Annotated in this window: 15 protein-coding genes; 9 read left to right on the top strand and 6 right to left on the bottom strand. The window is 47.0% G+C overall.

Going from position 1 to position 18,176, the window contains the following annotated elements; genetic code table 11:
* Nucleotides 1-9 precede the first annotated feature (9 nt).
* The 7 genes from B5F25_RS21855 to B5F25_RS14260 all read left to right on the top strand — a co-directional run bounded on the left by B5F25_RS21855 (nucleotide 10) and on the right by B5F25_RS14260 (nucleotide 7,960).
* The gene (locus tag B5F25_RS21855; protein ID WP_158100033.1) at nucleotides 10-183 is read left to right on the top strand and encodes a hypothetical protein; all 174 of its coding nucleotides are present in this window, start codon (nucleotides 10-12) and stop codon (nucleotides 181-183) included.
* 44 nt (nucleotides 184-227) lie between these two features.
* Nucleotides 228-1,532 (top strand): glycoside hydrolase family 43 protein, encoded by a 1,305-nt coding sequence (locus B5F25_RS14285; RefSeq protein ID WP_241148416.1) that lies wholly within the window; start codon nucleotides 228-230, stop codon nucleotides 1,530-1,532.
* 16 nt (nucleotides 1,533-1,548) lie between these two features.
* Nucleotides 1,549-2,907: a glycoside hydrolase family 43 protein gene (locus B5F25_RS14280; protein WP_022040365.1), complete on the top strand. Its 1,359-nt coding sequence runs from the start codon at nucleotides 1,549-1,551 to the stop codon at nucleotides 2,905-2,907.
* Nucleotides 2,908-2,919: 12 nt separating this feature from the next.
* Nucleotides 2,920-5,013, top strand: a complete 2,094-nt coding sequence (locus B5F25_RS14275) for a glycoside hydrolase 43 family protein (protein WP_087250303.1) — start codon at nucleotides 2,920-2,922, stop codon at nucleotides 5,011-5,013.
* Nucleotides 5,014-5,064: 51 nt separating this feature from the next.
* Nucleotides 5,065-5,373, top strand: coding sequence for a hypothetical protein (locus tag B5F25_RS21850; RefSeq protein ID WP_158100034.1), 309 nt, complete (start codon nucleotides 5,065-5,067; stop codon nucleotides 5,371-5,373).
* Between the two features lie 355 nt (nucleotides 5,374-5,728).
* Nucleotides 5,729-7,093: a glycoside hydrolase family 43 protein gene (locus B5F25_RS14265; protein ID WP_087250299.1), complete on the top strand. Its 1,365-nt coding sequence runs from the start codon at nucleotides 5,729-5,731 to the stop codon at nucleotides 7,091-7,093.
* A gap of 18 nt (nucleotides 7,094-7,111) precedes the next feature.
* Nucleotides 7,112-7,960, top strand: a complete 849-nt coding sequence (locus B5F25_RS14260) for an alpha/beta hydrolase-fold protein (protein WP_087250297.1) — start codon at nucleotides 7,112-7,114, stop codon at nucleotides 7,958-7,960.
* A gap of 2 nt (nucleotides 7,961-7,962) precedes the next feature.
* Here B5F25_RS14260 and B5F25_RS14255 read toward each other — a convergent pair whose 3' ends face one another.
* Entirely contained in the window at nucleotides 7,963-8,925 is a 963-nt protein-coding gene (locus B5F25_RS14255; protein WP_087250295.1) for a winged helix-turn-helix domain-containing protein, read from the bottom strand.
* Nucleotides 8,926-9,054: 129 nt separating this feature from the next.
* Here B5F25_RS14255 and B5F25_RS14250 point away from each other — a divergent pair, with 129 nt between their 5' ends.
* Nucleotides 9,055-10,248, top strand: coding sequence for a redoxin family protein (locus B5F25_RS14250; protein ID WP_087250293.1), 1,194 nt, complete (start codon nucleotides 9,055-9,057; stop codon nucleotides 10,246-10,248).
* Nucleotides 10,249-10,330: 82 nt separating this feature from the next.
* Here B5F25_RS14250 and B5F25_RS14245 read toward each other — a convergent pair whose 3' ends face one another.
* The 5 genes from B5F25_RS14245 to polA all read right to left on the bottom strand — a co-directional run bounded on the left by B5F25_RS14245 (nucleotide 10,331) and on the right by polA (nucleotide 16,915).
* Nucleotides 10,331-10,981, bottom strand: a complete 651-nt coding sequence (locus tag B5F25_RS14245) for a chloramphenicol acetyltransferase (protein ID WP_087250291.1) — start codon at nucleotides 10,979-10,981, stop codon at nucleotides 10,331-10,333.
* Entirely contained in the window at nucleotides 10,978-11,889 is a 912-nt protein-coding gene (locus B5F25_RS14240; RefSeq protein WP_087250289.1) for a ketopantoate reductase family protein, read from the bottom strand. Before B5F25_RS14240 ends, B5F25_RS14245 begins: the two co-directional genes overlap by 4 nt.
* Before the next feature lie 148 nt (nucleotides 11,890-12,037).
* Nucleotides 12,038-13,141, bottom strand: coding sequence for a redox-regulated ATPase YchF (ychF, locus tag B5F25_RS14235; protein WP_087250288.1), 1,104 nt, complete (start codon nucleotides 13,139-13,141; stop codon nucleotides 12,038-12,040).
* A gap of 463 nt (nucleotides 13,142-13,604) precedes the next feature.
* Nucleotides 13,605-13,991: a DUF3836 domain-containing protein gene (locus B5F25_RS14230; protein ID WP_087211613.1), complete on the bottom strand. Its 387-nt coding sequence runs from the start codon at nucleotides 13,989-13,991 to the stop codon at nucleotides 13,605-13,607.
* A 152-nt stretch (nucleotides 13,992-14,143) separates the two neighbouring features.
* On the bottom strand, nucleotides 14,144-16,915 hold the full coding sequence (polA, locus tag B5F25_RS14225) for a DNA polymerase I (protein WP_087250286.1): 2,772 nt from the start codon (nucleotides 16,913-16,915) through the stop codon (nucleotides 14,144-14,146).
* A 94-nt stretch (nucleotides 16,916-17,009) separates the two neighbouring features.
* On the opposite strand from polA, the gene B5F25_RS14220 reads away from it, so the two are divergent.
* Nucleotides 17,010-17,984, top strand: a complete 975-nt coding sequence (locus tag B5F25_RS14220) for a polyprenyl synthetase family protein (RefSeq protein ID WP_087250284.1) — start codon at nucleotides 17,010-17,012, stop codon at nucleotides 17,982-17,984.
* The last annotated feature ends 192 nt before the right edge of the window (nucleotides 17,985-18,176 follow it).

Below are 18,176 nucleotides of genomic sequence, written 5' to 3'. Positions count from 1 at the left end.
TATCGTGCGATGATTTGGGATGAGTTTTTGAGGCATTTCCGCTTCTGTGATGAGGAAGATAGCGGGCTATCTGACGAAGAACAGGAGCGAAAAGGACCAAAAAATCGCCCAAAGCACACACGAAAACGGATACATCAAGCCAAGAAAAACTTTTTGGAGAAATTCAAAACAGCTTCTCATTAAATCAAGAATAAAAGATGAAAAACAAATCGAAAAAATTAGCATTTATGATGATGGGCTTGTATGCTGTTGGTGCAAATGCCCAAGACCCGATTATTCAGACCAAATACACCGCCGATCCTGCACCGATGGTGTACAATGACACGATTTTTCTGTATACCAGTCACGATGAGGACGATGCGCAAGGTTATGACTTCAAGATGCTTGACTGGCAGCTGTATACCTCTACTGATATGGTGAACTGGACCGACCACGGGCCTGTGGCTTCCTTGAAAGACTTTGTATGGCGTAAGCGCGATAACGGTGCATGGGCACAACAAGTGGTGGAGCGTGACGGTAAGTTTTATATGTATTGCCCCCTTCATGGGAACGGCATTGGCGTATTGGTTTCCGATTCGCCTTACGGACCTTTTAAGGATCCCATAGGAAAGCCAATTGTATGGCAACAAGAACACTGGGAAGACATTGACCCCACTGTTTGGATTGATGATGACGGACAAGCCTATATGTATTGGGGTAACCCGAACTTGTATTATGTGAAACTGAACAAAGACATGATATCGTATTCGGGCGATATCGTAAAGGTGGGTAAGCTGGAACATTATCAGGAAGGACCATGGTTTTATAAACGCAACGGGAAGTATTACCTGGCATACGCTTCCACTTGTTGCCCCGAAGGAATTGGATACGCTATGAGCGACAGTCCTACGGGACCATGGGAGGTGAAGGGCTACATCATGGCTCCCACCGACCGCACACGTGGCAATCATCCGGGCATCATTGATTATAAAGGTAAGAGCTATGTATTCGGACAGAATTACGATCTGTTGCGTCTCGAAATGGAGGAGCATCATGAACGCCGTTCGATATCGGCCGCCGAAATGCATTATAATGTAGACGGTACGATACAGGAGGTGCCTTATTTTAAAGATACGAAGCTGGTGCAGATTGAAAACTTTAATCCTTACCGCAGGGTAGAAGCCGAGACTATGGCTTGGGGATATGGGCTGAAAACCGAGCGCCGTACCGATGGTGGCATTTATGTCACGAAAATCAATGACTCTGATACTTTGGTGGTAAAAGGTGTTGATTTCGGAAAAGAAGGCGCATCTCGTTTTGTGGCTTCTGTCGCTTCTGATGCAGGGCATTGCGCAATTGAGATTCATTTAGACCAAGCCGATGGTCCGTTGGTAGGAACAGTTCAAGTTGAGGCTACCGGAGGAATGGACATATACAAGGAGTTTGCCTGTCCGGTGAAAGGGGCGAAGGGTGTTCACGACCTGGTGTTCCGTTTCAAAGGTGATGCCGGAAAAGACCTGATGAATTGGGATTATTGGAAATTTGTAGAATAATAGAATGACATAGTTTATGAAAAACATATTTATTAGTCTTTCGATGCTTGTAACCCCTATACTGGTTATGGCACAAAACCCGATTGTCCAGACTGCTTATACCGCCGACCCGGCACCGATGGTATATGGTGACCGCTTATATTTATATACAAGCCATGATGAAGACGCATCTACGTGGTTTACAATGAACGACTGGAAATTGTACTCTACCGAAGATATGGTAAACTGGACTGAACATCCGACTCCCTTGTCGTACAAGACATTCGAGTGGGCGCGGGGAGATGCTTGGGCTATGCAGTGTGTCGAACGTGGAGGTAAATTTTATGCGTATGTCCCGGTGACGATGAAAAAAGGAGGGGGAGCTATTGGCGTAGCTGTAGCAGACAGTCCTTATGGTCCTTTCTACGACCCACTTGGCAAGCCATTGGTGAGTAGTGGAAAAGGGGACATAGATCCTACCGTAATGATAGACGATGACGGGCAGGCTTATCTGTATTGGGGCAATCCTTTTTGTTATTATGTGAAGTTGAACGAAGATATGATATCATATTCGGGAGATGTTGTGAAGGTGGATATGACCGAAGAGGCTTTTGGTAAGCGGGAAGGGAATGTGCCTGAACGTCCCACACTTTACGAAGAAGGCCCATGGCTTTACAAGCACAAGGATTGGTATTATCTGTTGTGGGCTGGTGGACCGATATCCGAACATTTGGGCTATTCGATGAGCAAGAGTCCGTTGGGACCTTGGAAATACGGAGGTACGCTGATGCCTACCGAAGGAAGGAGTTTTACCAATCATCCGGGTATTGTGGACTATAAAGGCGGAACTTACCTTTTCTACCACAATGGTGCCCTGCCTGGAGGTTCGGGCTTTACCCGTTCGGTATGCGTGGAGAAAGTTGTGTTTAATGCCGATGGTTCTATCCAGCCGATGAAGATGACCGAAGGTATCCGTGAAGGGTTGACGGCACTTAATCCGTACCGGAAGAATGAAGCTGAAACGATGGCTTTCTCCGAAGGGATGAAGTCGGCACAAAACGGAGAAGTGGGTGTATTTGTCAATGCTATGCGTGATGGGGCATACATCAAGGTGAAGGGCGTAGACTTCCGTAGCCAAGGGGCATCTGACATTATTGCTCGTGTAGGAACTACACACAACGGAGGGGTAACCCTGGAGGTGCGTGCCGATGGTCTGCAAGGAAAGCTGCTGGCTACGTTGCAGGTACCTATGACTGGTTGGGATGACCGTTGGGCGCTGGTTACTTCCAAAGTGGAAGCTATAAGTGGCGTGCATGACCTGTATTTTATATGCAAAGGTGATAAGCCTGGCAGGGTGATGTATTTCGATTACTGGATGTTTCATCCGAAGCAGTAAGGAGGGCAAACAATGAAGTATCTATGGCTTTTTGTGCTGGGAATTTGTGGGTGGTATAACCTGCAGGCTCAGACGTGGACCGCTGATAACGGGAACGGTACGTTTACCAATCCCTTGTTCTATGATGAGTTTACCGATCCTGACTTGATTCGGGTGGGAACAGATTTTTATATGGTTGCCAGTTCGATGCATACTATGCCCGGATTGCCTTTGCTTCGCTCTAAAGATTTGGTGAATTGGGAATTTGTTACTTATGTTTTCGACAAGTTGGACTTGGGACCTGAATTCCATTTGGAAGGAAAGAAAGGTGTGTATGGGAATGGTATCTGGGCACCTGCCATCCGTTATCACAAAGGGAAGTTTTATATTTTTGTTAATGTGAACAACTATGGATTGCAGGTATTTTCGGCAGACCGTCCTGAAGGTCCCTGGATACATAAGAACATGGGTGGACGCATTTATGATTTGGGCGTTTTATTTGATGATGACGATAAGATTTATGCTGTTCACGGGTATGATGAAGTGCACCTTATCGAAATCAAACCAGACTTCAGCGGATATGTTGAAGGAAGTGACCGGATTATCATCCCGAAAGGAAATGCAATGGGGGAAGGACATCATTTCTATAAAATTAACGGGAAATACTACATCATCAGTGCTGACTATGCTCCGGTAGGACGTATGCAGTGTGCCCGTGCCGACCGTCCTGAAGGTCCGTATGAGACAACGGTTATCAGCCATCGGGAAACAATGGGGATACAACAGGGTTGGTGGACACAAGGCTATGGTTTCTGGTCTGATATACCTGACGAAGGGAGCAAATTCAGTTTCCAGCCTCCTTCTGATAATTATTTCAGTGCTGTGCCTTTACATCAGGGAGGCATTGTAGATTTGCCTAATGGTGAATGGTGGGGCTTCTCGATGATGGATATGAAATCGGTGGGACGTCTTACTTACTTGTCTCCAGTAACATGGAAAGACGGCTGGCCTTATTTCGGGGTAGAAGGTAATCTGGGACGTTCGCCACGTACCTGGTTCAAGCCCGATACGGGTGTGGAGGAGAGTCCTCATGCTCCTTATGAACGGAGCGATGACTTTTCGGATAATAGTCTGAAGCCAGTCTGGCAATGGAATCATATCCCGGTTGATAACAGATGGGAACTGGCAAAAGGTGTGCTGCGTCTGCATACACTTCCTGCCAAGAGTCTGATGTTTGCTCGGAATACACTGACCCAGCGTGTGGTTGGTCCCGAATCGATGGCTACGGTAGAACTGGATGCACGTGGACTGAAGAAAGGTGACGTAGCTGGTCTTGCTCTGCTGAATACACCCTATTATTGGGTGGGCGTGACACGCACCGACGAGGGACTGATGCTTCGTTTTTATGATATGGTGAAGAATGTACATACCGACAAGCCGCTGGAATCTGCCAAAGTATGGTTGCGGGCTCACGGCGATTATCATAATGACTTGGCCTCATTAAGTTATAGTACCGATGGAGATACGTTCGAGACCATAGGCAACCAGTTGCGTTTGGGGTATCAGATGCATACGTTCCAGGGAGTGCGTTATGCTTTGTTTGCTTACAATACAGAGGGGAAGAAAGGCGGGCGTGCCGATTTCGACAATTTCGAAGTGTACGAACCTTTTGCCGATCGTTCGAAGAATCTGCCTGTAGGCAAAATCATTACACTGACCAATCTTGCCAATGGTGAACGGGCTTGGGCCAATCCGCATGGGATGTTACATCATGTAGCTTCGGGAAGTGCAGAATTCGAAGGGTTAGGATGCCATTTCAGGGTACACGACCGTGGTAAGGGACGTGTGGCACTTGAAGCAATGGATGGTTCTGGATTTCTGACCGTAACGGGGTTGGGGCTTTCGGGCGATGTGCGCATCACGAAAGAAGAAACAGAAGCAAGTCTTTTCTTGTGGCAAGATATGTTGTGGGGGCATTGTATGTTGCTTTCTCTTCATACCAATCGTTTTGTCGGGTTAAATCCGGTGACGGGCGAACCTTATGCAGCCGACTGGCCCGGTACACGCCCCGACCGGAAAGACGGAACGGTCTTTGCCTGGCAGGTGGTGGCAGATGTTGCCGATTGAATCAACAGATTATGCTTGGTTTCTTAGAAGCTGTTTTGAATTTATCGTGCGATGATTTGGGATGAGTTTTTGAGGCATTTCCGCTTCTGTGATGAGGAAGATAGCGGGCTATCTGACGAAGAACAGGAGCGGAAAGGACCAAAAAATCGCCCAAAGCACACACGAAAACAGATACATCAAGCCAAGAAAAACTTTTTGGAGAAATTCAAAACAGCTTCTTACATAAATCGAAAGTTATGCCTTGCGCGGTATGGATTTGTGCATTTCCTGCATGTCCCACGCCATTTCCGTAGAGACGGTGCGCACATCATCCTTGCATTTGATGGCATATCGGTAAGGAACATTTGGCTTTGCATGTAGCCCATATCTTTGTTTCAGGCGGCATACTTTTATGGTTTTCATATGGAAACCGTACGTTCTCGATATGGAAACCGTACGTTCTTGATATGGAAACCGTACGGTTTTCATATGAAAACCATAAAAGAAAGCTGCCTGAAACGATAATGTAATCCAAATGCGGAAACATTTGTTCCGGGGAAAATGCACAAACCTATGCCGTGCATGGTATAAAAGCAGTTGTGTTTTACAGGAGTTATCATTTTGTTCAGGAGTTAAAGGCCGATAGTCCTGCTTCTGAAACCGATATAAAAAGTATTGGTCTCTGACTCCCTTTTAACCCCTGATTAGTATTACTTATAATTGTGTGAAAAGAACTATGAAAACGAAATTTTTGTTAGGGTTGTCAATAGGAATTTGCGTAATGTCTGTCCAAGCACAAAACCCGATTATACAGACTCATTATACGGCCGACCCGGCACCTATGGTGTATAATGATACTTTATATCTCTATGTAGGTTGTGACGAGAAGGATGCGCCTGAAAATTCGTATCTGATGCGTGAATACCGGCTTTATACCACCACCGATATGGTAAATTGGACAGATCACGGTGCACCACTCAAGACCAGTACTTTTGCATGGTCTGCAGGTGATGCCAGTGCGGCACAATGCATACCGAGAAACGGGAAATTCTATTGGTATATTTCTTCCCAAAACCGGCAGAATCCCGGTTCTTCTATCGGAGTGGCTGTAGGAGATACACCTTACGGACCTTTCAAGGATGCCTTGGGGCACGGATTGGTGACGAACGATATGACAACATATGCCGGACATTCTTGGGACGATTTAGACCCCACTGTATATATTGCAGACGATGGGCAGGCATGGTTGTATTGGGGAAACGGTGTATGCTATCGTGCCAAACTGAAAGAAGATATGGTAAGTCTGGATGGAGAAATCGAGGCAATCGACCGCTTGGATAGCATTGCCTTTTCGGGAGGATTTACCGAAGCACCTTGGCTTTACAAGCGTGGAGACTGGTATTATCTGATTTATGCTGCGGGTTTCCCCGAATCCATTCACTATTCTATGAGCTCTTCGGCTGGCGGCAAGTGGCAAGCTAAGGGCGTGGTTATGCCGTTGGAGCGTGGAAGCAATACCAATCATCCGGGTATCGTGGACTATAAAGGACATTCGTATTTCTTCTATCACAACGATGCCTTGCCTGGCGGGCATAGTTATTGCCGTTCGGTGTGCGTAGAAGAGTTCCGTTATACTCCGAATGGAGAAATACCAGAAATGCATATGACCGATGCCGGCATAACGGAAGCGGTAGGCCGACTTAATCCTTATATACGTACAGAGGCTGAAACCATAGCTTGGTCCGAGGGCATGACTACCCGGACGGATGCTGCGCGTGGCGTGTATGTCACGGATGTCCATCACGGAGATTATATCAAGGTAAGGGAAGTAGATTTTGGTGCCAAAGGTGCTTCGCTTTTTACGGCATGTGCCTCTAGCCGTTATTTTGGCGGACAGATTGAACTCCGTATCGATGGCTTGGAAGGAGAAGTATTGGGTACGCTTGATATTCCTTACACCGGTGAATGGGAAAACTGGCAGGAGTTCAAAACACAGGTGAAGAGTGTGACAGGTGTCCACGATTTGTACCTCGTGTTCAAAGGCAAACAACCCCATGCCTTGTTTAACTTGGACTGGTGGAGATTCGATTCTGGGCTATGACGAAAATGAATAGGGAATATGCGTAAATACATTCTTTTTTATCTTTTGTTTTGCCTTTGCTGCTTGAAACTGTTTGCAGGTGGAAAAGTGCTTTATCGGACAGTTCCTTGTACACTTTTGCAAGGTATTACCGAACGTGAATATACGGTTTATTTACCACCGGGTTATGATATGGATACACTTCGTACGTATCCGGTGTTGTACCTTTTGCACGGAGGAAATTGCTCGAATACCGATTGGGAACGTTATGGTGGGCTTTCACATTTGGCAGATAGCTTGATAGCTTGTGGGCAGATGCAGGAAATGATTGTGGTTTGTCCTGAGGCCAACAAGGATAATATGATATGGTTCAATGCTGCACATTGGCGGTATGAAGACTTTTTCTTTCAGGAGTTTATGCCTTATATCGAGCAGACTTACCGGGTAAAGGCGGAAAAGGCATACCGTTCGGTGGCAGGTTATTCAATGGGTGGAGGTGCATCGGTCGTATATGGTGTGCTTCATCCCGACTTGTTCAACGTGGTTTATGGGATGAGCAGTTATTTGCGTAGCCAGCCGTTGGAGTTTTTGAAGGATGACCCTTCTGCCCCTTGGCGTCAGAAGCTGGTAGATGATTACAACCCTATCCGCACGATAACGGAAGGAAGTGAAAAGAATGTGTCGGCATGGAAAGCCGTCCGTTGGTTCATTGATTGTGGTGACAAGGATTTTACATATGATGCTAATATCGATTTAGTCTCAGCCTTTCGCAAGCGTGGTATTTCTTACGAGTTTCGTGTGAAGGGTGGGGGACACGATTGGAGTTATTGGCGTCCTGCCTTGTGCGATGCGCTGGTATATGTCTCACATCAATTGCCCGATGATTAATGTCAGGATCCTTTCTTGACCGACAGGTAATAGCCTTGCCCGCGTACGGTCACTATCTGATACTCCGGAAAGCCTTTCAGGTGTTTCCGGAGTATTTTGATATGTGTGTCTATCTTTTCATCGGCATTGGTGTCGGTTTTCCAGAAGCGTTGTTTGATTTCTCCGCGACTCACGCACCTGCCTTTCTTTCGGAGCAGGAGGCAAAACAAGGCGAGGTCTAGCTTGGGTAACGGACAGAGGATGCCATCAATGATTAATTCTTGCTTTTCCATATTGACAGAAATGTCTGGATAAATGTGGGAGGCATTGCTTCTTTTCCGCAGGTAATAACAGATGGCGGTGCCAAGAGCTATCAGTGCTATGAGCAGGAAGAACCGCCGGTCGATGTAGCGGAGCAGTGTGACCGTATCGTATGCCACCCATCCTTGTGCCTGGATGTCGCCCGTGATATCCTGGCGGTAAACGGGTGTGGAATAGGCAGAAGAAGCACTGAGCGTGTCGGAACTGCAGTGTCTTTCTTGTCCGTTGTAATAGATGGTTCCAGTCTGTCCGCAGATGTTTCGCGCTGCGAGCCGTGCCCGGAACAAGATGTTCAGTTTGTCGGCATCTATCGGGTGGACATTAGTAAGGATGTGCTCGTTAAGCAGGCGGCGTGCCTTCGCTTCGTCTACACTGTCTTTGAAGACAAACACCGTTCGGTCTTTCCACGTACGCAGGGTGTATTTTTTTATCTTCCGGTCGTAGACGGGAGCCGTGATGTAATATTCGGAATAGGGATTCAAGTCGGGATGGGTGAAATGCTGGAACAGTTCTACCCGTTCGGTATAGTGCCAGGCGGTGGCTTCGCAGAACGCATGGTTCGTTTCTTGCCGGATACGTTCTTCGCCTGCTTGTAAAGACAGACACAATGCCGTAACGATAATGGCACTCAGGATGCCGAGGATGTATAGTTCTTTTGTCTTCATAGATGCGATGCTAACCGATAGCAAAATAAGCGAAAAACTTAGATTTCAGAAAAAGTTCAGCTAATTTTTTTGTCCGATTACCGGGATTCTTATTCTTTTGCCGGCAGAAAACATTAAAAACATCAACACATGAAAACACTGATTATTTTAGCAATGTGCCTGCTGGCTGGCAGTTCCCTTCAGGCACAAGAGTATCTGAGAGAAGTATTGAGTAAGTTAGAAAGCGTCAAGTCGGCGACGTATGACTTGTATAGTGAAGGTTGGATGGCGGGAGATACTTTGCCAAGTAGTGTCAGCAAGGTGTTTGTGGAAGAATACCGCAATCCGCAAGATACCACCATCGGGTCGAGTTTTTTAGAATGGGATTCTGAAGACCAAACGCGCTTTGAATTGGGATATGACGGAACAGTTTCAGTATATATGAACCGTTATCAAAAAGTAGCAGAGGTAAATGATTTTTCCAATCAGTTTCTTCCGGTAAGGCTTATCCAACCTCCTTTTTTCAATTATGTGACGAGTATCATCCGTTATACGTTGGAAACGAAAGATAACGTTATTCGGGAAGTGAAGGAGACAGAGAAGGAGTATTATTTGAAATTGACTATCGACGAAGGAGTGGAAGTGGAATTCTTCGGGAAGCCTTTCCATTTTCCGGAAATGTCTTTTATGGCTGACCCGATAATGGTTTTTGAAATCTGGATAGATAAAGAGACAGGCCTTCCTTATAAATACAAAAGAGAACTTTGTGGAAGTAATTCCGGTATAGATGAATGTTCGAATGTGAAATTGAATACTTTGCCCGATAAGAATTTCGATTTATATGCGCTTGTGCCTGAAGGGTATGAGTTGGTACGGATGGGCGAAAAGAACAAATATGATGAAGAACCTTTTAAATTAGCGGATAAACCGGCACCCGATTGGACGGCGGTGAATATGCAGGGTGATTCGGTTTCGCTTTCTTCTTTGAAAGGAAAGGTGATGTTGCTCAATCTTACGGGAATAGGATGTGGGGTATGCCAACTTGCCATTCCGTTTCTGAATGAATTGGACAAGCGTTTTGATAAAGATAAATTCCAGTTGGTTGCGATAGATTCTTGGGGCAAGCCGTTAGCGAATGTGCGGAATTATATAAGCCGCCATCAGATTGGTTATACTTTTTTGTCCGGAAACGAACAAGTAGTCATTGATTACAAGACAGGAGGCTTTGTGCCTTTCTTTTTCTTGTTGGATGAGAATCTTGTGATTCGGAAAATAATAAAAGGATATGCCAAAGGTACGACCGAAAAGAAGATTATAGATGCGATTGAAGAACTTTTGAAATAAGCCCATTTACGATTAGACAATTTACTATTTACGATGGAGAAAGTCATAAATCGTAAATAGTAAATTGTCTAATCGTAACTATTCATAGTTCCTTCAGCGTCTGCTCCACCTTCTCGAAGAAGAGCGAGATGTGCGCTCCGTCGGCAAAGGCATGGCTTACGGTAAGTGCTATCGGCATATAGAGCCGTCCTGCACGGGTGATGGCTTTGCCAGCGTTCATCAACGGATAGTCCAGCGGATGCCCTACCGATTGCTGGGTATAGGTGATGGAGGTGAAATACAGCTTTGGCGTGGCGCTGAGCAGGAATACATCGAAGTCGCCTTGCTCCGCTATCTGCTTGTCCGTGCCATACGGGTCTCCGTCTTCAGGGATGGATGTGATGATGCGCCGCGCTTCGCGATAGAACGTATCGAAGTCGGGATGATAGGGGATACGCACGGTATAGAACGTACGTCCCGGTACGGCGATAGGCGTAATCACATCCACCGTATCGTGGTAGACCACTTGCCCGTTCTTGTCCCAGCGGTAACGCATCTCCTTGATTTCATTTACCGCCTTCGTGATGGCATAAAGGTAATAGAGGAAAAACGAATGCCCTTGTGCCTTTGCCCGTGCGTACGCCTCGGTGCAATCGGCTTCGCTCGTGATGGCAATCCACGAGTTGGCAAAGCCTCGGAAGAAGTTATAATTGTCCTTCCGTTCCCATGTATCAATGTTGATGATGTGTTTCATGCTTTCTTGAATTTTAACGCCACTTTATGATAAGTGGGCAACTCTACTCCAAGCCGTTCGCCCAAGTCGATGAGGTCAAAGAGCAAGCCTTGTATTTCCGATTCGTGTCCCCGTGCGATGTCCTTTTGCATGGAGGCGGTGCTGTGTGGGTCGAGCGAATCGATTACCTTCAGGTTATATGCTACAGGGTCTTCGGGATAAGTCACGCCGAGCCGTTTTCCTATTTCCGCGCTTTCTTGTGATAATCCGATGAAAGTATCGCGCACTTCACCTTCGTGTTGCACTTCGCCCATCGGCACGTCGTGATAGGCTCCTGTACAAGCCATGGCGGAGATGAATGCCCATTTGATGAATGTATCGCGGTTGATGTCGTCCGATACTTCGGCTTTGATGCCGCACGCTTGCAATTCTTCGGCTATGCAATCCAGACGTTCACGGGCGATGCCTTGCTCAGGACGTGCGCCGAATACCAGGCGGAAGATGCTCCCCATTTGGGTGATTTCGCCCTCTCCCGAAACAAAACCTACGATATAGATGCATCCGTCGAGCACATGAACCGAAGGCACAAGCCGGCCGATACGCGGTCCCGTTCCATACACGTTCAGGATAGGAATAACCAATGTTTCGGGAGTAGAGGCATGTTCCAATACCTCTTTGATAGAATCAATGGAATAGCCTTTCACGCATACGAAAATCACATCGGCTTTCCCTTCGAACTCTTCGGCGGTACAGGCCTTGACGGGAAGGAAATGTTCTCCCTTTAAGTCTGATTTCAGGTGCAGTCCATTGCGCTTGATTGCGTCCAGATGCTTGCCGCGTGCGATGCAGGCCACGTCTTTTCCTGCCAATGCGAGAAAGCCCGCAATAGAGCCTCCAACGCCTCCTGTTCCTACGATTAAGTATTTCATGGTGAGTTTTTAAGTTATTAAGTTCTTGAGTTTGAAACACAGATTAACGCAGATTTTCGCAGATTGTTTAAAGGTTATTATTGTAAATGGTTAGATAGTAAATGAATAAATCCGCGTTAATCTGCGAAAATCTGCGTTTTAATAGGTATCACACATTAAAGCGGAAGTGCATGATGTCGCCGTCCTGCACTACGTAGTCTTTGCCTTCTACGTTTAGCTTGCCCGCTTCGCGTACGGCGGCTTCGCTTCCATACTTGATATAGTCTTCATACTTGATGACTTCGGCACGGATAAAGCCCTTTTCGAAGTCGGTGTGGATGACACCGGCACATTGCGGGGCTTTCCAACCTTTGTGGTACGTCCATGCTTTCACTTCCATTTCGCCGGCGGTAAAGAAAGTCTCCAGATTCAGCAGCTTGTATGCCGACTTGATGAGGCGGTTCACACCCGACTCTTCCAGTCCCACTTCCTGCAGGAACATCTGGCGGTCTTCGTAGGTTTCCAGTTCGGCGATGTCGGCTTCGGTCTTGGCAGCTACTACCAGGATTTCGGCGTTCTCGTCCTTTACCGCCTCACGTACCTGCTCTACGTATTTGTTGCCTGTGGCAGCACTTGCTTCGTCTACGTTGCATACATACATCACGGGTTTCGCCGTGAGCAGGAACAGGTCATGCGCTATTTTCTGTTCGTCTTTCGATTCGAACTGCACCGTGCGTGCCGATTTGCCTTGTTCCAGTGCCTCTTTGTAGCGCACCAGTACATCATAGGTTTGTTTAGCTGCTTTGTCACCTCCGGTTTGTGCCTGCTTCTGTACGCGTTGGATACGGCTTTCGATGGTTTCCAGGTCTTTCAGCTGGAGTTCGGTATCAATGATTTCCTTGTCGCGTACCGGATTTACCGTACCGTCTACGTGGGTCACGTTTTCATCATCGAAGCAACGCAGCACGTGGATGATGGCATCTGTTTCGCGGATGTTCGCCAAGAACTTGTTGCCCAGTCCTTCGCCTTTGCTGGCACCCTTCACCAGTCCGGCAATATCGACGATTTCTACGGTAGTAGGTACGATGCGTCCCGGATGGACTAATTCCGCCAATTTGTTAAGGCGTTCATCGGGAACGGTAATTACGCCCACATTCGGTTCGATGGTACAGAAAGGGAAATTGGCTGCTTGAGCCTTTGCGTTTGATAAGCAATTGAAAAGCGTCGATTTGCCCACGTTCGGCAAACCGACGATGCCACATTGTAAAGCCATAATGATATATTGTTTTTATTGTTTTGATTTCTTGCTTGTTTCAACGGGCAAAGGTAGTCATTTCTTTTGGCATATCGGCACACCTCTGATATTTGTTATGCAAAATTTACTTGCATCATCTCAACGATAACCGTCAGAGTCGGTTTAAATGCATTCCGGCAAAGTTATTTTGGAGAGTTGGTTAATGAATAATCTGTTGCAGTCTATATCTTTTTGTGTTCTCGATATGGAGAACATAAAAGTATGTGGGCTGGCTTGGGGAATATAGTTTGTCGTGATAAGGAAAATATATGGGTGAAACGGTAAAGGATTTGCCGATTGCTTACAAATCGTAACTTAATAAGCCGGTTCTTGGTATGAATCTGTACTTGAAGAGTACTAAAACAAAAAAGAGACGCTTCTCGCGAGGCGTCTCTTCCGTGTGTAGAGAGTTTATGAAAATATGTTTTGTTTTATGTGCTGCTTATTGTTGTACCGTGACAGTCATGTCTGGAACAAGGATGTAATCTTTCTTGCTTTTGTTCCATTTGTAGTATTCGATAGTGACATTGTCGCCAGCGTATGAGTACTTGATACGCATGTGGTTATGCCATTGGTTATCGAATGCATCCCACTTTTGCAGGGTGTTTTCTACTACCTGTTTGTTGTCATTATACTTATAACTGTACTTTTCGTAATTGGTCAGGATACCTTCGTTCATCTTGTAAACAGTTTCGGAAACTTTGACACCGTTTACTTCTTCCGTATTGTAGATTAAACCTGCTTCCGGATTGTTGGCTGAAACTGTAAGGTTGGCTACAAATACACATGCTACAACAATTAAACTTCTAATAAAATTCAAGGCTTTCATATCTTTATATTTTTAAGGGTTTGCTATCTTTTTGTTTTTGATTACGCTGCAAAGGTAGTGAAACTTTTGATATGAGCTAACATTTCGGCTAAAAATTTATTCGATTTTAGCAAAATGTTAGCAAATAAAGATATGTTAACTATTGCGAATCCTTAGTGCGCTTCCAGCCAATTTTGACCCCAACCGCAGTCGGCTTGCAAAGGAACTTTCATTTTGTAAGCACTCTCCATTTCAGTTATCACAATCTGTTGCACTTTTTCCTTTTCTTCGGGCAGGACGCTGAAGTTAAGTTCATCGTGTACTTGGAGAATCATCTTCGAACGGATTCCCTCTTCGCGGAAGCGGCGGTAGATGCGCGCCATTGCTACCTTGATGATGTCGGCGGCACTTCCTTGGATAGGGGCGTTGATGGCATTGCGCTCGGCATATCCCCGCACTACGGCGTTGCGTGAATTGATGTCGGGCAAATACCTGCGGCGGCGGAAGATGGTCTCGATATAGCCTTTTTCGCGTGCCGACTGGATGCTTTTGTCCATGTATTCCTTTACGTGCGGATAGTTTTCGAAATAGCCGTCTATCAGCTCCTTGGCTTCCTTGCGGTCGATGTTGAGGCGTTCGGCAAGTCCGAATACCGAGATGCCGTAAATGATGCCGAAATTGGCGGTTTTCGCCTTGCTCCGTTGCTCGCGGGTCACGTCTTCCAGCTTTTCCTTATATATCTTGGCGGCGGTGGCGGCATGGATGTCCTGATTCTCGCGGAAGGCTTCTATCATGTGCGGGTCTTCGCTGAGGTGCGCCATGATGCGGAGTTCGATTTGCGAATAGTCGGCCGAGAAGAACTCGCAACCCTCGTCGGGGATGAATGCCTTACGGATTTCTTTCCCGTCCTCGTTGCGTATGGGGATGTTTTGCAGGTTCGGGTTGCTCGAACTAAGCCGTCCCGTGGCGGTCACGGTCTGGTTGAACGAGGTATGGATATGGCCTGTCTGCGGGTTGATAAGCTGGGGCAGGGCATCGATGTAGGTGCCGAGAAGCTTCTTCAATCCGCGGTGTTCCAGAATCTTTGCTACGATTTCGTGCTTTCCTTTCAGGCTCTCCAACACTTCTTCGGAGGTGACATATTGCCCTGTTTTGGTCTTCTTGGGCTTGTCTACGATTTTCAGGCGGTCAAATAACACTTCGCCTACTTGCTTGGGAGAGGCAATGTTGAATTCTACCCCAGCCAGGCGGTGCACTTCTTTTTCTATCTGGTTCATGCGGGCGGTAAAGTGGCGCGAGGTTTCCTTCAGAGCTTCGGTATCGATGCGCACACCGTTGCGTTCCATATAGGCAAGTACGGGCACGAGCGGCATTTCGATGTCGCGGAAGAGGGCTTCGGCATCGTTTTGCTTCAATTCCTTTTCCAGCACGTTTTTTAGTTTCAGTGTGACATCGGCGTCTTCGCACGCGTACCTATATATATTGATAGGGTCAAGGTCGCGCATATTCTTCTGGTTCTTTCCTTTCGGGCCGATGAGTTCTTCTATTTTGATGGTTTCGTAGTGCAGGTAGATTTCGGCAAGGTAGTCCATTCCGTGATGCAGTTCGGGTTGGAGCACATAGTGGGCTATCATCGTGTCGAACATGGGTCCTTGTATCTCCACACCGTAGTTCGCCAAGACCAGCATATCGTATTTGATGTTCTGTCCCACTTTTAATGTTTGCGGGTTTTCGAAGACGGGCTTGAATTTATCCACGATGCGTTGTGCTTCGGTGCGGTCGGCAGGGACGGGAACATAAAATGCCTGGTTTTCGGTATACGAGAAGCTCATTCCCACCAGTTCGGCACGTATCGGGTCGGTTCCGGTGGTCTCCGTATCCAGACTGAAAATCTTCTGTGTCAGGATATTTTGTAATAATTGGTCGATTTTCTCTTCTGTATCAATGAGTTGATAGTCGGAAGCAAGGTCGTCAAGCCTTGTGAGATTTGAATTTTCAGGAGCTTCCGTACTCTCGGGCGTAAAAAAGCCAAAGAGATCGCCTTGCGCGGAGGGTGGGGGAGCGGCGGTTTTCTTATCGGTTCCCACCACGCGGTCGAGCAAGCTCCGGAACTCCAGGTCTTCGAATATCCGCTTGAGCGTTTCCTTGTCCGGCTCCTCCCGTTTCAGCCCGTCCATATCGAGGCGGATGGGTACATCGGTCTTGATGGTGGCAAGGAATTTGGAGAACAGGATTTGTTCGCGGTTGGTTTCTACCTTGGTCTTGATGGCACCTTTCAGCTCACTGGTATGTTCGAGCAGGTTTTCGATGCTTCCGAATTGGGCTATCAGTTTCTGGGCAGTCTTTTCGCCCACGCCCGGGCATCCGGGGATGTTGTCGGCGGTGTCGCCCATCAACCCCAGCATATCAATGACCTGAGCCGGAGACTGGATGTCGAACTTGGCTTTCACTTCCGCTACGCCCATCACTTCGAATTCCTTGTCGCCGTATTTGGGACGGTACATGAAGACGTTGTCCGATACCAACTGCCCGTAGTCTTTATCGGGCGTCATCATGTAAGTGGTGATGCCTTGCCGTCCGGCTTCGGTGGCAAGGGTTCCGATGACGTCATCGGCTTCGTATCCGCTTACCTCAAGAATGGGGATGCGGTAGGCACGGATGATGTCTTTTATAATAGGCACCGAGAGACGGATGACTTCGGGCGTCTCTTCACGCTGGGCTTTGTATTGCTCGTAAGCCTCGTGGCGGAACGTGGGACCTGCAGGGTCGAAGGCGATTCCAATGTGTGTGGGCTGCTCTTTCTTCAACACATCTTCCAGTGTATTGACGAAGCCCATGATGGCGGAAGTATTGAATCCCTTCGAGTTGATACGGGGATTTTTGATGAAAGCATAGTATGCCCGGTAAATCAAAGCGTATGCGTCCAGTAGAAAAAGTTTCTCCATTCGTGTAAAATATTTAATGTTTTGAACGTAAAAGTACAAAAAAACACCGTATTTCGATGTTTTATTATTATTTTTGTGCCCAAATAAATCTCTAATGGACAAGATAGGACTAATCAGGAAACCGATAGAAAGGGAACTGAGCGAATTTAAGATGCTTTTCGATACCGCTTTGACCAGTACCGCTCCGATACTGGGTGATGTGCTGGGCTATATCCGGAAGCGTAACGGGAAGATGATGCGCCCCATGCTGGTATTGTTGATGGCGAAACTTTATGGCGAAATCAATTCCGCCACGTTGCATTCGGCTTTGTCGTTGGAATTGCTTCATACGGCAAGTCTGGTTCACGACGATGTGGTTGACAAGAGCGACAAGCGGCGCGGACAAGCGTCGGTCAATGCGCTGTATGATAACCGTGTCTCGGTATTGGTGGGCGATTATATGCTTGCTACGAGCCTCCGTCATGCCGCTTATACAAAAGAAATCGAATTGGTGGACCTGGTGGCCCGCTTGGGACAGAACTTATCTGAAGGTGAAATTGTGCAATTGGCAAATACCAGCAATACTTATTTTTCCGAAGAGATTTATTTCGATGTCATCCGTAAGAAGACGGCAGCCCTTTTTACGGCAAGTGCTGAGAGTGGTGCGCTTTCTGTCAAGGCTTCGGCGGATGATGTGGACAAGGCCGCATTGTTCGGTGAAATGATAGGTATCGCTTTCCAGATTAAAGATGATATTTTCGATTATTTTGAGAACGAAGCGTTGGGCAAGCCTACGGGGAACGATATGCTGGAAGGCAAACTCACCCTGCCTGCCCTGTATGTACTCAATCATCAGGCGGATGAAGCGACGCGAGAACTGGCCCTGCGCATCCGTTCGCTGAAAGCCTCACAGGAGGAAATTGCTTCTTTCGTGTCTTACGTGAAGCGTGAGGGAGGCATCGAGTATGCCGACAAGGTGATGCACGATTACCGTGACAAGGCACTTGGCTTGCTTCCTGCCCAGACGGACGAGTCGCTCCGTGCGGCACTCACCGCTTATGTAGATTATGTGGTGGACCGGACGAAATAAAAAACTGAGAAACTGTTTTGAATTTCTACCAAAAGTTTTTTTCGTCTTGATGTATTCAGAAGCTGTTTTGAACTTCTCCAAAAAGTTTTTCTTGACTTGATGTATCCGTTTCCGTGTGTGCTTTGGGCGATTTTTTGGTCCTTTTCGCTCCTGTTCTTCGTCAGATAGCCCGCTATCTTCCTCATCACAGAA

The organism is Bacteroides sp. An19, assembly GCF_002160215.1.
Lineage (GTDB): Bacteria > Bacteroidota > Bacteroidia > Bacteroidales > Bacteroidaceae > Phocaeicola > Phocaeicola intestinalis.
The sequence above is the reverse complement of the archived record's forward strand: the minus strand, read 5'-3'. Positions and strand labels throughout refer to the sequence as shown.

Excerpts from the sequence above, each read along its gene's own strand:
- B5F25_RS14275 (WP_087250303.1), top strand. The coding sequence starts at position 2,920 with ATGAAGTATCTATGGCTTTTTGTGCTGGGAATTTGTGGGTGGTATAAC.
- ychF (WP_087250288.1), bottom strand. The coding sequence starts at position 13,141 with ATGGCTTTACAATGTGGCATCGTCGGTTTGCCGAACGTGGGCAAATCG.
- B5F25_RS14245 (WP_087250291.1), bottom strand. The coding sequence starts at position 10,981 with ATGAAACACATCATCAACATTGATACATGGGAACGGAAGGACAATTAT.
- B5F25_RS14260 (WP_087250297.1), top strand. The coding sequence starts at position 7,112 with ATGCGTAAATACATTCTTTTTTATCTTTTGTTTTGCCTTTGCTGCTTG.
- B5F25_RS14240 (WP_087250289.1), bottom strand. The coding sequence starts at position 11,889 with ATGAAATACTTAATCGTAGGAACAGGAGGCGTTGGAGGCTCTATTGCG.
- B5F25_RS21855 (WP_158100033.1), top strand. The coding sequence starts at position 10 with ATGATTTGGGATGAGTTTTTGAGGCATTTCCGCTTCTGTGATGAGGAA.
- B5F25_RS14230 (WP_087211613.1), bottom strand. The coding sequence starts at position 13,991 with ATGAAAGCCTTGAATTTTATTAGAAGTTTAATTGTTGTAGCATGTGTA.
- B5F25_RS14255 (WP_087250295.1), bottom strand. The coding sequence starts at position 8,925 with ATGAAGACAAAAGAACTATACATCCTCGGCATCCTGAGTGCCATTATC.
- polA (WP_087250286.1), bottom strand. The coding sequence starts at position 16,915 with ATGGAGAAACTTTTTCTACTGGACGCATACGCTTTGATTTACCGGGCA.
- B5F25_RS14265 (WP_087250299.1), top strand. The coding sequence starts at position 5,729 with ATGAAAACGAAATTTTTGTTAGGGTTGTCAATAGGAATTTGCGTAATG.
- B5F25_RS14280 (WP_022040365.1), top strand. The coding sequence starts at position 1,549 with ATGAAAAACATATTTATTAGTCTTTCGATGCTTGTAACCCCTATACTG.
- B5F25_RS14285 (WP_241148416.1), top strand. The coding sequence starts at position 228 with ATGATGATGGGCTTGTATGCTGTTGGTGCAAATGCCCAAGACCCGATT.
- B5F25_RS14220 (WP_087250284.1), top strand. The coding sequence starts at position 17,010 with ATGGACAAGATAGGACTAATCAGGAAACCGATAGAAAGGGAACTGAGC.
- B5F25_RS21850 (WP_158100034.1), top strand. The coding sequence starts at position 5,065 with ATGATTTGGGATGAGTTTTTGAGGCATTTCCGCTTCTGTGATGAGGAA.
- B5F25_RS14250 (WP_087250293.1), top strand. The coding sequence starts at position 9,055 with ATGAAAACACTGATTATTTTAGCAATGTGCCTGCTGGCTGGCAGTTCC.